Source organism: Paraburkholderia ribeironis, assembly GCF_900019265.1.
In the GTDB taxonomy this organism is placed as follows: Bacteria; Pseudomonadota; Gammaproteobacteria; order Burkholderiales; family Burkholderiaceae; genus Paraburkholderia; species Paraburkholderia ribeironis.
Window position 1 is genome coordinate 180,968 of sequence record NZ_CYGX02000047.1, and the last position, 14,159, is coordinate 195,126.

General features: G+C 63.6%; 12 protein-coding genes, 1 tRNA gene and 1 pseudogene. 10 read left to right on the plus strand and 4 right to left on the minus strand.

Features of this window, described 5'->3' with window-relative positions; genetic code table 11:
* Nucleotides 1-26: 26 nt before the first annotated feature.
* The 9 genes from BN2475_RS21685 (at nt 27) to yacG (ending at nt 8,310) form a co-directional block, all read left to right on the plus strand.
* Nucleotides 27-1,019, plus strand: coding sequence for a polyprenyl synthetase family protein (locus BN2475_RS21685; RefSeq protein WP_094781540.1), 993 nt, complete (start codon nt 27-29; stop codon nt 1,017-1,019).
* Between the two features lie 48 nt (nt 1,020-1,067).
* A tRNA-Pro gene (locus BN2475_RS21690) sits at nt 1,068-1,144 on the plus strand.
* Nucleotides 1,145-1,415: 271 nt separating this feature from the next.
* The gene (locus BN2475_RS21695) at nt 1,416-2,714 is read left to right on the plus strand and encodes an HlyC/CorC family transporter (RefSeq protein ID WP_094781541.1); all 1,299 of its coding nucleotides are present in this window, start codon (nt 1,416-1,418) and stop codon (nt 2,712-2,714) included.
* A gap of 157 nt (nt 2,715-2,871) precedes the next feature.
* The gene (locus tag BN2475_RS21700) at nt 2,872-4,170 is read left to right on the plus strand and encodes a GspE/PulE family protein (protein ID WP_094781542.1); all 1,299 of its coding nucleotides are present in this window, start codon (nt 2,872-2,874) and stop codon (nt 4,168-4,170) included.
* Nucleotides 4,167-5,396, plus strand: coding sequence for a type II secretion system F family protein (locus tag BN2475_RS21705; RefSeq protein WP_094781543.1), 1,230 nt, complete (start codon nt 4,167-4,169; stop codon nt 5,394-5,396). Before BN2475_RS21700 ends, BN2475_RS21705 begins: the two co-directional genes overlap by 4 nt.
* Before the next feature lie 27 nt (nt 5,397-5,423).
* The gene (locus BN2475_RS21710) at nt 5,424-6,365 is read left to right on the plus strand and encodes a prepilin peptidase (RefSeq protein ID WP_094781544.1); all 942 of its coding nucleotides are present in this window, start codon (nt 5,424-5,426) and stop codon (nt 6,363-6,365) included.
* Between the two features lie 3 nt (nt 6,366-6,368).
* The gene (coaE, locus tag BN2475_RS21715; RefSeq protein WP_094781545.1) at nt 6,369-6,980 is read left to right on the plus strand and encodes a dephospho-CoA kinase; all 612 of its coding nucleotides are present in this window, start codon (nt 6,369-6,371) and stop codon (nt 6,978-6,980) included.
* 261 nt (nt 6,981-7,241) lie between these two features.
* Nucleotides 7,242-7,997 (plus strand): cell division protein ZapD, encoded by a 756-nt coding sequence (zapD, locus tag BN2475_RS21720; protein WP_008921182.1) that lies wholly within the window; start codon nt 7,242-7,244, stop codon nt 7,995-7,997.
* 115 nt (nt 7,998-8,112) lie between these two features.
* Nucleotides 8,113-8,310, plus strand: a complete 198-nt coding sequence (gene yacG, locus BN2475_RS21725) for a DNA gyrase inhibitor YacG (RefSeq protein ID WP_094781546.1) — start codon at nt 8,113-8,115, stop codon at nt 8,308-8,310.
* An 83-nt stretch (nt 8,311-8,393) separates the two neighbouring features.
* On the opposite strand, the gene BN2475_RS21730 is transcribed toward yacG, so the two are convergent.
* The 3 genes from BN2475_RS21730 to argJ all read right to left on the minus strand — a co-directional run bounded on the left by BN2475_RS21730 (nt 8,394) and on the right by argJ (nt 11,001).
* Nucleotides 8,394-8,816, minus strand: coding sequence for an NUDIX domain-containing protein (locus BN2475_RS21730; RefSeq protein WP_094781547.1), 423 nt, complete (start codon nt 8,814-8,816; stop codon nt 8,394-8,396).
* Complete coding sequence (locus BN2475_RS21735) at nt 8,813-9,682, minus strand: ATP-binding protein (protein WP_094781548.1); 870 nt, start codon at nt 9,680-9,682, stop codon at nt 8,813-8,815. Before BN2475_RS21735 ends, BN2475_RS21730 begins: the two co-directional genes overlap by 4 nt.
* Nucleotides 9,683-9,759: 77 nt before the next feature.
* The gene (argJ, locus tag BN2475_RS21740) at nt 9,760-11,001 is read right to left on the minus strand and encodes a bifunctional glutamate N-acetyltransferase/amino-acid acetyltransferase ArgJ (protein WP_094781549.1); all 1,242 of its coding nucleotides are present in this window, start codon (nt 10,999-11,001) and stop codon (nt 9,760-9,762) included.
* A 58-nt stretch (nt 11,002-11,059) separates the two neighbouring features.
* On the opposite strand from argJ, the pseudogene BN2475_RS36565 reads away from it, so the two are divergent.
* A pseudogene (locus BN2475_RS36565) lies at nt 11,060-11,179 on the plus strand (hypothetical protein); the annotation flags it as partial.
* Here the strand turns inward: BN2475_RS36565 and secA are convergent.
* Nucleotides 11,154-13,970, minus strand: a complete 2,817-nt coding sequence (gene secA / locus BN2475_RS21745; RefSeq protein WP_094781550.1) for a preprotein translocase subunit SecA — start codon at nt 13,968-13,970, stop codon at nt 11,154-11,156. The pseudogene BN2475_RS36565 and the gene secA sit on opposite strands and share 26 nt — an antisense overlap.
* Between the last annotated feature and the right edge of the window lie 189 nt (nt 13,971-14,159).

Here is a 14,159-nt window from a genome sequence, read left to right on the forward strand (position 1 = left end):
TCGCGGCATTACCCAATTCAGCCATCATGTCGTCGACTGCCACCCCCTCCTCCAACGCCGCCAGCCTGCTTGCTCCGATCGCCGAAGACATGCAGCAGGTCAATCGCGTCATCCGGCACCGCCTCGCGTCCGACGTGATGCTGATCAACCAGATCTCCGAGTACATCATCAGTGCCGGCGGCAAGCGGCTGCGGCCCGCGCTGTTGTTGCTGGTGGCGGGCGCGCTGGGCGTAACCACGGAACACCGGCATGAGCTGGCCGCGGTCGTCGAATTTATTCACACCGCCACGCTGCTGCACGACGACGTGGTCGACGAATCCGATCTGCGGCGCGGCCGCCAGACGGCCAATGCGCTGTTCGGCAACGCTGCGAGCGTGCTGGTCGGCGACTTTCTGTACTCGCGCTCGTTCCAGATGATGGTCGGCGTGGGCAAGATGCGCGTCATGGAGATTCTGTCGGAGGCGACGAACATCATCTCCGAAGGCGAAGTGCTGCAGTTGCTGAACATGCATGACGCGGACGTCGACGAAGCCCGCTACATGCAGGTGATCCGCTACAAGACCGCCAAGCTGTTCGAGGCGGCCGCGCAGCTCGGCGCGGTGCTGGCCGGCGCGGACGCGAAAACCGAAGCGGCCGCGGCAGAATTTGGCCGCCGCATCGGCACCGCGTTCCAGATCATGGACGACTGGCTCGACTACACGGGCACGGCCGAATCGATGGGCAAGAACGCCGGCGACGATCTTCGCGAAGGCAAACCCACGCTTCCGCTGATCTATCTGATCGAGCGCGGCACGCCCGAGCAGTCGGCGCTTGCACGCGAAGCGATCGAGCAAGGCGGCACGGATCGTTTCGACACGATTTTCGACGCGATCACGCGTTCCGGCGCGCTGGATCACACGCTCGAATGCGCGAAACAGGAAGCCCAAGCGGCCGCCGCAGCAATTTCTTCATTTCCGGATTCCATTTTCAAAGATAGCCTGCTAGAATTATGTTCTTACTCGACGGCAAGACAGTCTTGAACAAGACTGAAACGCCGGATTAGTCCGAATCGAGTCTGCAGTACAAATCGGGGTGTAGCTTAGCCTGGTAGAGCGCTACGTTCGGGACGTAGAGGCCGGAGGTTCGAATCCTCTCACCCCGACCAGATTTTCCTTGTTAGTTCAAGGTTCTAAAAAAAAACCGCCGCAGCTTGCTCGGCGGTTTTTTTGTTTTGGGCCGCGATTTTCTTTTCGCTTCGTGCACGGCTTCGCCTTGGCGAGCCGTCTGTGCGCCGCTCGTGTGTCGCTTGTGTTCCACTTGCTGCCCGTTTGTGGCGTCCCGCTTGTGCATCGTCTACTCCGGCCATCCCCCCTTGCCGGGTCGCCCCGCCCCCTCTGCTATATTCTCCTCATCCTCTCCCCTATACTTCGCGACGCGTGGAACAACTTCCCTTATGGGCGCAGATTGGTGCCGTCTTTCTGCTGCTTATCTGCTCCGGCTTCTTTTCAATTTCCGAAACGGCGATGATGGCGCTCAACCGCCATCGCCTGAAACACCTCGCCAATCAGAACGCGCTCGGCGCAAAGACCACCCAAGGCCTGCTCGCGCGCACCGATCAACTGCTGAGCGTCGTGCTGATCGGCAACAATCTGTTCAATACGATCATCCCGGTGCTCACCACGTCGATTGCGCTGCACACGTTCGGGCGTAACAACCTGGTGCTATCGATCGCGACCGGCATCGTCGCGTTCCTGATCATCGTGTTTGCGGAGATCACGCCGAAAATCGTGGGTGCCACGTTCCCGGAGAAAATCGCGCTGCCGGCCAGCCTGCTGATCGCACCGATGATGCGCGCTGCCCGACCGCTCGTCTGGTTCGTCAATCTGTTTGCGACGGGCATCTTGCGCGTCCTGCATATCAATACGAAAGGCGCGCGCGATCAGCGCCTCTCAACCGAGGAACTGCGCACCATCGTGCTCGAGTCGGGCAGCTTCATGCCGACCAAGCACCGTAGCATTCTGCTGAACCTTTTCGACCTCGAAAACATCTCCGTCGACGACGTCATGATCCCGCGCCGCCGCATCGAGGCGCTCGACTTCGATGCGCCGTTCGAGCAGATCCTGCACCAGCTCGAAACCTGCTATCACAACAAGCTGATCGTCTATCAAGGCGACATCGACCGGGTGCTGGGCGTGCTGCATGTTCGCAAGACACTCGCGGCTCTGCACAACCAGGAACTGGAGCGCGAGACACTGCGCGAACTGCTGGCCGAGCCATACTTCGTGCCGACCGGTACGCCGGTATTTCAGCAACTGCAATACTTCCAGGAAAGCCGCCATCGTACGGCGCTGGTCGTCAACGAATACGGCGAGCTGCAAGGTCTGATCACACCGGAAGACATCATTGAAGAACTGATCGGTGAGTTCACCACGTCGATTCCGCGAGGCGCCAATTCGCGCGGCGGCTGGAACGAGAACAGCGAATGCATCGTCGCGGGCAGCATGCCATTGCGTGAGCTGAATCGCTGGCTGCAACTCACGCTGCCCACCGACGGGCCGAAAACGCTCAACGGTCTGATCCTCGAAACGCTCGAAGACATTCCCGACGGCGACGTGTGCGTGCAGATCCGCGGAATCAAACTCGAAGTCATGCGCAGCGACGATCAGGCGATCCGTACCGTCAAGCTGTTCAAACCGCCTGCGCGCACGAAGGGCGGCAAGGCGCTATTGAGCTGAGCGCCAGGCCATCGATCACCGATATCACCGATAGCGCCGCCAGCATCGCACAGCAGCTCAGCGCGCGCCATTAGCCGAATGGCTGAATGGCGGCGCCGCTCGTGTTGCCGGAAGATGAAGCCGTCATGTACTACAGGCGGTTCATCACCGGTTTCTCATGCAGCAAGCTTCTTTTCAGGCCGCGACGGGCTCGCCGCGCCCCCTCGCATTCGACAGCGAAACCACATCACGCGCGAAGCCAAACGCATTCGCCGCCGATGGCAACGCCGCCAGCCTCGCGCATCCCGACGACGCCCCCGCGGTACGTCTATTGACCGACACGTTGCAGGAAGCAACCCGCCGCAACGCATCGGATCTTCACATCGAACCGGCCGAGCATGGCTGGCGCGTGCGACTGCGAATCGACGGCGTGCTGCACGAAATTCCGCAGCCGCCCGCCCACCTGCGCGACGCATTCATCACGCGCGTGAAAGTGCTGGCGCGCATGGATATCGCCGAGCGGCGAGTGCCGCAAGACGGCCGACTGCGCATCGCCACATCGCCTGGCCGGGTTGAAGACTATCGCGTCAACTCGCTGCCCACGCTGTTCGGCGAGAAGCTCGTGCTACGTCGGCTCGACGCGCTGCCTACCGATCTTTCGCTCGACTCGCTCGGCCTCGATCCGCGGCAACGCGAGACCGTCGACGCGGCGATTCGCGCGCCGCACGGTCTGATGCTCGTCACCGGCCCTACCGGCAGCGGCAAGACCTTGTCGCTGTACTGCTTCCTGAACCTGCTCAACGACGAAGCACGCAATCTCTGTTCGGTCGAGGATCCCGCGGAAATCCAGCTGGCCGGTATCAATCAGGTCAGCGTACGCGAAAAGGCCGGGCTGACTTTCGCGGTGGCGTTGCGCGCGTTTCTGCGTCAGGACCCCGACGTCATCATGGTCGGCGAGATCCGCGACAACGAGACCGCCGATGTCGCCGTGAAAGCGGCGCAGACCGGCCACCTCGTCCTGTCGACCTTGCACACGAACGACGCGCCCACCGCCGTCGCGCGCTTGATCGATATCGGCATCGAGCCGTACAACCTCGCAGCCGCACTGCGCATGGTGACGGCACAGCGACTGGTGCGGCGTCTGTGCGTCATGTGCCGCGCGCCCGCGCCGCAATCGGCGGCGGCGCTTCGAGCGGCGGGCTTCGACGAGCATCAACTCGATGGCTGGCAGCCCTACGCCGCGACGGGATGCACGGCTTGCCACGGCATCGGCTACCGGGGACGCGTCGGGGTCCATCAGGTGATGCCCGTTTCCGATGCGATGCGCGAGCTGATTGTGGCGAACGCGGGCACGCATGAACTGGCCCGCCTCGCGCAAACCGAACAGGTGGCCACATTGCGAGATGCCGCATTGGCGCGCGTGCGCGACGGCACCACCAGTCTCGCCGAAGCACTGGCCGCCACCGAAGTCGCATGAGCCCGCCTACCATCCATCCGCCCGCAGCGGCCGATACGCGCTTCAGATGGCGCGGCGTCGACGCCGACGGCGTTCGCAAAAACGGCACGCTCATCGCGCCGGACGCGAGCGCGGCGCGAGTCATGCTCAAACGCGAGCATGTGTTCATCGTCGAACTTGCGGCACAGGGGCCGGCGCCTCGCGCCAAAGCCCGCGCCGCCGATGTCACGCTGTTCACACGCCAGCTCGCCAGTCTGCTGCGTGCCGGTTTGCCGCTCGCGCCCGCGCTGGATCTGCTGGCGCAAGCGCAGCCTTCCCGCCGTCACGGCATGCCGCGCATCGTCGGCGCATTGGCCCGCGATATCACCGGTGGTCTGCGCTTCTCAGCCGCATTGCAGCGGCATCCGGCGCAATTCAATGCGCTGTACTGCCAGCTCGTCGAGGTCGGCGAGGCGGCCGGCGCGCTGGCCGCGGTCCTCGCACGGATCGCCGACGACCGCGAGCGCGCCGCCGCGCAGCGCGCGAAGGTGCGCGCGGCACTGACCTATCCGGTCGCGATCCTGTTGCTGGCGATGGCGATTACCGCCGCCTTGCTGGTGTGGGTCGTGCCGACCTTCAAACAGATCTTCGACGGCTTCGGCGCCAGGCTGCCCGCGCCTACGCAGTTCGTGCTGGCGCTGTCGGCCGGCGCCGCGCGCTGGAGCATTCCAGTGTTCGCGATGATCTTCGCGTTCAGCTCCGCGGTGACGTTTCTGCTGAGACGTTCCGAAACGGCACGCATCCGATTCGCGCGCCTGTCGCTAAAAATGCCAGTCGCAGGGCCACTGCTCGGCACGCTGTGCGCGGCACGCTGGAGCCGCGCACTCGGCACGTTGTTGTCCGCCGGCACACCGCTTGCCGACGCCTTCGATTCACTGACTCACGCCACCGGCAACGCCTTCTTCGACCGCGCCACAGTGGAGATCGCCGCGCGCTTGCGGCGTGGCGAACGGCTCGCCAACGCGATGCGTGCGGTACGTTGTTTTCCACCTGAAGTCGTGCAACCAGTTGCCGTTGCCGAGGAGTCCGGAGCACTCGATACGATGCTGATCGACGTGGCATCGCTCGCGGATCGTCAGGTAGACGAAAGAATCGGCACGCTGTCGAGCCTGTGCGAGCCGCTCGTGATCGTCGTGCTGGGTACGCTGGTCGGTGGCCTTGTGATCGCGATGTATCTTCCCATTATTCAACTCGGCAACGTGGTGTAGGATCGCAGCCGAATCTATTCCTTATTCATGCAGGCTCCTGTTCCGCTCGTGCCAGAAACTTCTTCCAGTCTGCTCCCGGGCCTACTGCCCGGCCACTTCGCAACCAGTATCGGCCTCGCGTTCGGCAACTTGCCAGTTGGCGTGCGGATCACGTTTGCGATCGTATTCGGCCTCGTGATCGGCAGCTTCCTGAATGTGGTCGTGCATCGGTTGCCGATCATGCTGGAGCGGGCATGGCGCGCGGAACTCAGCGAAGCCACCGACCAATCGCTCGAAGCAGACGGCCTGCCCGCACGCTACAACCTGTGGGTGCCGCGCAGCGCATGCCCGCATTGCGGCCACGTTCTAAGCGCCTGGGAAAACCTGCCGGTGCTCAGCTACGTGCTGCTGCGCGGACGGTGCTCCGCCTGCAAGGCGCACGTGAGCCTGCGCTATCCGCTGCTCGAGATCGCTAGCGCCGCGTTCGCGACGGCCGCACTCTCGCTGTTCGGTCCAAACCTGATCGCGCTCGCCGCCTTCGGACTGTGCGCGGCGTTGCTGGCAATGAGCGCGATCGATTTCGACACTCATCTGCTGCCCGACTCGATGACGCTGCCACTGCTGTGGGCCGGCCTCATCGTCAACTTCAACGGCATGTTCGCGAGCCTGCACGATGCGGTGCTCGGCGCTATCTTCGGGTATCTGGCGCTGTGGGTCGTCCATTGGCTGTTCCGGCTGGTGCGCGGTATCGAAGGCATGGGCTATGGCGATTTCAAGCTGCTCGCGGCGCTCGGCGCCTGGCTCGGCTGGGCGGCACTGCCGCAGATCGTGCTGGTCGCGGCGGTGGCGGGCGCGGTGGTCGGCCTGGCGGCGACGTGGCGCGGCCGAATGCGCTTCGAAGAGCCACTGCCGTTCGGGCCGTTCCTCGCCGCAGGCGGCGCGCTCACGCTGTTCCTTGGCACACCGCTCTATCTGGCTCTGGGAGGCTGAAGCATGTTCGTTGTGGGACTGACCGGCGGCATCGGCAGCGGCAAATCGACCGTCGCCAATCTGTTCGCCGCGCACGGCGTGCCGCTCGTCGATACGGACCTGATCGCGCACCGCATCACTGCGCCGCACGGTTTGGCGATGGCCTCGATTGCCGCCGAATTCGGCGCCGCGTTCGTTGCCGCCGACGGCTCACTCAACCGCGCCCGCATGCGTGAGCTCGTGTTCAGCGACGACAGCGCCCGCCGGCGCCTCGAAGCGATCACGCATCCGTTGATTCGTGCCGAGACCGAACGCGAGCAGCGTGAAGCGCAAGGTCCATACGTGATCGTCGTGGTGCCGCTGCTGGTCGAGTCCGGCACATGGAAAAACCGCGTGAACCGCGTGCTCGCCGTCGATTGCAGCGTCGAGACGCAGATCTCGCGCGTCATGAGCCGCAACGGCTTCAGCCGCGCCCAGGTGCTGGCCATCATCGCCCGTCAGGCCACGCGCGAAGCACGCCTTGCCGCGGCCGACGACGTGATCGACAACGACAACGCGCCACTCGACGCGCTCGAAGCGCAAGTCGACGCGCAGCATCGCGCATACCTGTCGCTGGCACGGCTGGCGGGCGCATGAGCGAGCGCGTGAACGAGCACGTGCGCGTGCGCGTGCGCAAAGCGAACGGCTCACTGGCAAACGGCACACGAAGCGAGCCTACCAGTCTTCACCATTCATTGAACCTTGCGAAAGCGTGCGAGCCGGAGCAAGCAGAAACCGCCCAAAACACGTGAAAAAAGTTGCGAAAGCGTGCGAAAAAAGTGCGTGATTGCTAGGGTAGTCTCACGGCATTAGAATGTTCTGCATTCCAGTCACCGACCACGCCCGAGGCGAGCCCGCTTGATCCTTTACGAGTATCCCTTCAACGAGCGAATCCGGACGCTGTTGCGCCTCGAAGATCTGTTCGAGCGCTTCACGTTCTTTCTGACTCAGGAAGACGCCAGGGAACATCACGTCGCACTGACCACGTTGTTCGAAATCTCAGAAGTTGCAGGTCGCGCGGATCTGAAGTCAGATCTGATGAAGGAGCTCGAGCGTCAGCGGCAAACGCTGGCGCCGTTTCGCGGCAATCCGGGCATCGAGCAGAACGCGCTCGAAGCGGTGCTCGGCGAAATCGAACAGACGCTGGCAGGACTTACGCAGATGCAGGGCAAGACCGGCCAGCATCTCGCGGACAACGAGTGGCTCGCCAGCATCCGCAGCCGCGCGATCATCCCCGGCGGCACCTGCAAGTTCGACTTGCCGTCCTACTATGCATGGCAGCAGCTTCATCCCGATCAGCGCCGCCAGGATATCGCCAAGTGGGTGACGCCGCTGCTGCCGCTGCGCGACGCAGCCACCATCGTTTTGCGACTTGCGCGCGAATCCGGTCAGGCGTCCAAGGTCATGGCGATGCAAGGCAGCTATCAGCAAATGCTGTCGGGTCGTTCGTACCAGTTGATGCAGGTTCGGGTGGCACCGGAATTGCGGGTGATTCCCGAGGCGAGCGCCAACAAGTACATGCTCTGGGTACGCTTCACGGTGCAGGACGGCGATCTGCGGCCGCGTGCAGTGGACGTCGACGTGCCGTTCCAGCTCACGCTTTGCAGCCTGTAGCAAGGCTTGCAATGTGCGTCGGCTAAACCCGGATCAACAGATCCGCGCCTTTGACGCGGCGCGAAATAGCCCTATATTCGTTACTTGTTCCGTTCGCGATTGACTGTCCGACCGTATGCCTACCGTCGTCAAATGCCCCACCTGCGGCAAGGATGTCCGCTGGTCTCCTGAAAGCCGCTTCCGTCCGTTCTGCTCCGAGCGTTGCAAGCAGATCGATCTCGGCGCCTGGGCCGCTGAGAAGTACAAGATCGGCGGCACCGACCAGGAAGCGTCGTCGGATGAAACGCCTGGCGGTGATTACAACCCGCATTGAACGTAAGCGGCCATCAGAGCCCGGCGCCACGCAAGCCCGGCGCCGCTAAGGTCACGCAGCGCGCGACCACGCATCTTCGTTTATCAGTTCTCTTCCGCCGCGAGCCATTGCAGCACCGGGATCGTCGCCGGCAATAGCGGCGTCACATCGGCCGGCAGCGTTTGCCAGACAAAGGCTTGGCCTTCACGGCCGTGCGGCTCGCCGGACCACTGCGTCACCTTGCAGAAGAAGAGTCGCACATAGGCGTGCGGGTAATCGTGCTCGAGCGTATGCCAGAGATGGCTCGCCTCGACGTCGATACCCAACTCCTCGTGCAGTTCACGCGCCAGCGCGGCCTCGACCGACTCGCCCGCTTCCAGCTTGCCGCCCGGAAACTCCCAGTAGCCCTCATACGGCTTGCCCGCCGGGCGTTGCGCGAGCAGATAGCGCCCGTCAGGCTGAATCAGCACGCCGACCGCAACTTCCGTCACCGGACGGCCGGCGGCGTTGTTCGGCGCGTCGCTCATGCCGAATTCTTCCTGCCGGACCAGTCGCGCGCGAACTGCCACGCGACGCGCCCCGAGCGCGACCCGCGTTCGAGTGCCCACACCAGCGCATCGCCGCGCGCCGCTTCGACTTCGGCGTCGTCGCAGCCGAAATGCCGCAGCCAGTGGCTGATGATCGCCAGGTAGTCGTCCTGCTTGAAGGGATAAAAGCTGACCCACAGCCCGAAACGTTCGGACAGCGAAATCTTTTCTTCGACCAGTTCGCCCGGATGAATCTCCCCATCGGGCGTATGCTTGTACGTCTCGTTGTCGCTCATGTACTCGGGCAACAGGTGACGGCGGTTCGACGTCGCGTAAATCAGCACGTTGTCCGACTGCGCGGCGATCGAACCGTCGAGCGCGACCTTCAGCGCCTTGTAGCCCGACTCGCCGTCTTCGAACGACAGGTCGTCGCAGAACACCACGAAGCGCTCCGGCCGCTTTGCGATCAGATCGACGATATCGCCCAGGTCGTGCAGATCGTCCTTGTCCACTTCGATCAGACGCAGGCCGTCTTTCGCGTACGCATTCAGGCACGCCTTGATCAGCGACGACTTGCCCGTGCCGCGCGCGCCCGTCAGCAGCACGTTGTTGGCCGGCCGCTTGTGCACGAATTGACGCGTGTTCTGCTCGATCAGCCCTTTCTGACGATCGATGTTTTGCAGGTCGTCGAGGGTGATCGGCGAGATAGCGGGCACCGGCTGCAGGTAGCCGCGCCCCTGGCGCTTGCGCCAGCGAAAAGCGATCGCGGCCGACCAGTCGATGTGCGGCGCGGCGGGCGGAAGCATTGCTTCCAGGCGGCCGAGCACGGCTTCGGCCCGGGTCAGAAACTGTTCGAGTTTGTCCATGGCGGTGAGGTAAGCGGCCAGAAGCCGCGTAATGAACCGGGTTGCAAACCGGGTTGCAAACCGGCTTGCGAACCCGGTTACGAACGGTAGTCGGCGTTGATGCTCACGTAGTCGTGCGACAGATCGCAAGTCCAGATCGTGGCTTGTGCATTGCCGCGACCAAGCACGACGCGAATGCCGATCTCGCTCTTTTTCATCACGCGCTGGCCGTCTTCTTCACGGTAGGCCGGATTGCGGCCGCCGGCCGTCGCGACCAGCACGTCGTCCAGATACAGATCGATCTTGCCGACGTCGAGATCGTCCACGCCGGCATAGCCGATGGCCGCCAGAATGCGGCCGAGGTTCGGGTCCGATGCGTAGAAGGCCGTCTTGACGAGCGGCGAATGGCCGATCGCGTACGCGATCTGGCGGCATTCGCCGACGCTCGAGCCGCCTTCCACATGCACGGTCATGAATTTGGTCGCGCCCTCGCCGTCGCGCACGATCAGTTGGGCGAGGGTTTGGGCGACTTCGGTCACCGCATCGCGCAGCGCTGCATAAGCGGGCGAATCGGTGGACGTGATCGCCGGCAGGCTCGATTTGCCCGACGCGATCAGGATGAACGAATCGTTGGTCGACGTATCGCCATCGATCGTGATGCAGTTGAACGAGCGGTCCGCGACGTGCGTGACCAGTTCGTCGAGCACCGGCTGCGCGAGCGTCGCGTCGAACGCGAGAAAGCCCAGCATGGTCGCCATGTTCGGCTTGATCATGCCGGCGCCCTTGCTGATGCCGGTCAGCGTGACCGTGTGGCCGTCGATCGTGACCTGACGCGAAGCGGCCTTGGGCAGCGTGTCCGTGGTCATGATCGCCTGCGCGGCGTCGTACCAGTTCGCTTCGTTGCGATTGCCCAGCGCGGCCGGCAAACCGGCCTTCAGCCGGTCGACGGGCAGCGGCTCAAGAATCACGCCCGTCGAGAACGGCAGCACCTGCTCCGGCGCGATGTCCGCGAGACGCGCGAGTTCGGCACAGGTTTCGCGCGCATGCGCGAGGCCCGGCTCACCCGTGCCCGCGTTGGCGTTGCCGGTGTTGATCACGAGCGCGCGGATCGGCTTGCCGCCTGCGCGCACACGCGCCAGATTCTCGCGGCACATCGTAACGGGCGCTGCGCAAAAACGGTTCTGCGTGAACACGCCGCCCATCGTGGCGCCTTCGTCGACGCTAATGACGAGCACGTCCTTGCGATTGGGCTTGCGGATATTCGCCTCCGCCCAGCCCAGCGTGACGCCGGCGACGGGATGGAGTTGAGCGGGATCGATCGAGGGGAAATTGACAGCCATGGTCGCGACCTGTCGAAGAAATGCCGGCAGGCGCCGGCATCGGGAGAAACGGAAACTGATGGCCCGGGCGTGTTGCCAAACCACCGCGAAATCAACAGCCAAAGCACTGCGTAAAACGACGCGGCGCGCTCAGGAGCGCGCCGCGTTCGACATTACGCGATCTTGCCGTGGCACTGCTTGTACTTCTTGCCGCTGCCGCATGGGCACGGGTCGTTACGGCCGACCTTCGGCACGTGGTCCGCGCCCACATGCGACGCCGCCTGCGACGACGGGCCGTGGCCATGGCTCATCGCATCACCGATCATCGCAGCAGTTGCGGCCTCCGCAGCAACCGGAGCCGCGGCTGCGGCTTCCGCAAACTCGGCGTGGCGGAACTCGACGTTCTCGAGATGACTGCCCTGTTCTTCCAACTGCTCGGCAGCCTCTTCCAGCTGTTCCGGCGACTGGATCTGCACGTTCATCACCACGCGGGTGACTTCGAGCTTGACGGCGTCGAGCATCGCGGCGAACAGTTCGAACGCCTCGCGCTTGTACTCCTGCTTCGGATTCTTCTGCGCATAGCCACGCAGATGGATGCCCTGACGCAGATGGTCAAGCGCGGCCAGATGTTCGCGCCAGCTGCGATCCAGCGTCTGCAGCATGATCGAGCGCTCGAACGCGCTGAACGACTCGCGGCCGACCAGCTCGACCTTCGCCTCGTACGCCTCGTCCCCGGCGGCTTCGACCGCTTCGAGAATCTCGTCCGCGTTGATCGAGTTCGACTCGTTGATCATTTCCTGGATCGCGAGGTCGAGCTGCCATTCGTTGCGCAGCACTTCCTCCAGCTCGGGCACGTCCCACTGCTCTTCGATGCTGCCCGCCGGCACGAACTGGCGAACGATATCGGCGATCACGCCATGACGCATCGCGCCGATGGTTTCGGTGATGTCGTTCGCCTCGAGCAGCTCGTTGCGCTGCTGGTAGATCACCTTGCGCTGATCGTTGGACACGTCGTCGTATTCGAGCAGCTGCTTGCGAATGTCGAAGTTGCGTGCTTCGACCTTGCGCTGCGCCGACTCGATCGAGCGCGACACGATACCCGCTTCGATCGCCTCGCCTTCCGGCATCTTCAGACGGTCCATGATCGCGCGCACGCGATCGCCGGCGAAAATGCGCAGCAGCGGATCTTCCAGTGACAGATAGAAGCGCGACGAACCCGGGTCGCCCTGTCGGCCGGCACGGCCGCGCAGCTGGTTGTCGATCCGGCGCGATTCGTGGCGTTCGGTGCCGACGATGTGCAGACCGCCCGCGGCCTTCACCTGATCGTGCAGGGTCTGCCATTCGTCATACAGCTTCTGGATGCGCCGCTGCTTCTCGTCGTCGGCCAGCATCTCGTCGCGCTCGACGAACGACGCCTGCTTTTCCGCGTTGCCGCCGAGCACGATGTCGGTACCGCGACCGGCCATGTTGGTGGCGATCGTGATGCGCTTCGGACGGCCCGCTTCGGCGACGATCTCGGCTTCACGCGCATGCTGCTTCGCGTTCAGCACTTCGTGCGGCAGGCCGGCCTGCTTCAGCAGGTGCGACAGCAGCTCGGAGTTTTCGATCGACGTCGTGCCGACCAGCACCGGCTGACCGCGTTCATGGCAATCGCGAATGTCGCGGATCACCGCGTCGTAGCGCTCCCGCGCGGTCTTGTAGATCTGATCCTGCTTGTCGGTCCGCTTGGGCGGACGGTTGGTCGGAATCACGACCGTTTCGAGACCGTAGATTTCGTTGAATTCGAAGGCTTCGGTGTCCGCGGTGCCGGTCATGCCGGCCAGCTTCGCGTACATGCGGAAGTAGTTCTGGAACGTGATCGACGCGAGCGTCTGATTCTCGCTCTGAATCTTCACGTGCTCCTTGGCTTCGACCGCCTGGTGCAGGCCATCGGACCAGCGGCGGCCCGCCATCAGACGGCCGGTGAATTCGTCGACGATCACCACTTCGCCGTTCTGCACAACGTAGTGCTGGTCCTTGAAGAACAGCGTGTGCGCGCGCAAGGCCGCGTACACATGGTGCATCAGCGTGATGTTCTGCGGCGCATACAGGCTTTCGCCCTCGCCGATCAAACCCCATTCGGCGAGCAGGCGCTCGGCCTTTTCGTGGCCCGACTCGGTCAGGAACACCTGGCGGCCTTTTTCGTCCAGCGTGTAATCGCCCGGCTTTTCGACACCGGTGCCGTCCGCCTTCTCTTCGCCGATCTGGCGTTCGAGCAGCGGCGGCAGCGCATTCATGCGCACGTAGAGTTCAGTGTGGTCTTCGGCCTGACCGGAAATGATCAGCGGCGTGCGCGCTTCGTCGATCAGGATCGAGTCGACCTCGTCGACCACCGCGAAATTCAGCCCGCGCTGCACACGCGCCTCGGTCTCGTAGACCATGTTGTCGCGCAGGTAGTCGAAGCCGAATTCGTTGTTGGTGCCGTACGTGATGTCCGCGGCGTAGGCTTGCTGCTTCGCCATGTGCTCCATCTGCGACAGATTGATACCGACCGACAGACCGAGGAAGTTATACACGCGCGCCATCCATTCGGCGTCGCGCTGCGCGAGGTAGTCGTTCACCGTGACCACGTGGACGCCGCGGCCCGACAGCGCATTCAGGTACACCGGCAGCGTGGCGACGAGCGTCTTGCCTTCGCCAGTGCGCATTTCGCTGATCTTGCCGTAGTGCAGGGCCATGCCGCCGATCAGCTGCACGTCGAAGTGGCGCATCTTCAACACCCGCTTGCTGGCCTCGCGGCACACCGCGAAGGCTTCCGGCAGGATCTTGTCGAGCGATTCGCCACTCGCGACGCGCTGGCGGAATTCACCCGTTTTGGCGCGCAGTTGGTCGTCCGTCAATTGCTCGATCTGCGGCTCGAGCGCATTGATCGCCGCGACGGTCTTTTGATATTGCTTGACTAACCGCTGGTTGCGGCTGCCAAAAATCTTCTGTAGAAAACCGGTGGTCATCGGATCGGTGTCTGCGTCGCGGCTTCGGCTGGGTCGCGGCGTGCGGTTCGTGCACGTGCGCTCCGGGGTCGGAAGGGCCTCGGCGGCTTAGTCCAAGAGTGAATTCGAATCGGGCATTTTAGCACGCGCCCCCGGCTGCGCCCGTGTCAGCGGCGCGACGGCGGCACAGCATCGGAAGCCCGCCGCGGC

Excerpts from the sequence above, each read along its gene's own strand:
- BN2475_RS21705 (WP_094781543.1), top strand. The coding sequence starts at position 4,167 with ATGAGCCCGCCTACCATCCATCCGCCCGCAGCGGCCGATACGCGCTTC.
- BN2475_RS21735 (WP_094781548.1), bottom strand. The coding sequence starts at position 9,682 with ATGGACAAACTCGAACAGTTTCTGACCCGGGCCGAAGCCGTGCTCGGC.
- yacG (WP_094781546.1), top strand. The coding sequence starts at position 8,113 with ATGCCTACCGTCGTCAAATGCCCCACCTGCGGCAAGGATGTCCGCTGG.
- BN2475_RS21685 (WP_094781540.1), top strand. The coding sequence starts at position 27 with ATGTCGTCGACTGCCACCCCCTCCTCCAACGCCGCCAGCCTGCTTGCT.
- argJ (WP_094781549.1), bottom strand. The coding sequence starts at position 11,001 with ATGGCTGTCAATTTCCCCTCGATCGATCCCGCTCAACTCCATCCCGTC.
- secA (WP_094781550.1), bottom strand. The coding sequence starts at position 13,970 with ATGACCACCGGTTTTCTACAGAAGATTTTTGGCAGCCGCAACCAGCGG.
- BN2475_RS21730 (WP_094781547.1), bottom strand. The coding sequence starts at position 8,816 with ATGAGCGACGCGCCGAACAACGCCGCCGGCCGTCCGGTGACGGAAGTT.
- BN2475_RS21710 (WP_094781544.1), top strand. The coding sequence starts at position 5,424 with ATGCAGGCTCCTGTTCCGCTCGTGCCAGAAACTTCTTCCAGTCTGCTC.
- coaE (WP_094781545.1), top strand. The coding sequence starts at position 6,369 with ATGTTCGTTGTGGGACTGACCGGCGGCATCGGCAGCGGCAAATCGACC.
- BN2475_RS21700 (WP_094781542.1), top strand. The coding sequence starts at position 2,872 with ATGCAGCAAGCTTCTTTTCAGGCCGCGACGGGCTCGCCGCGCCCCCTC.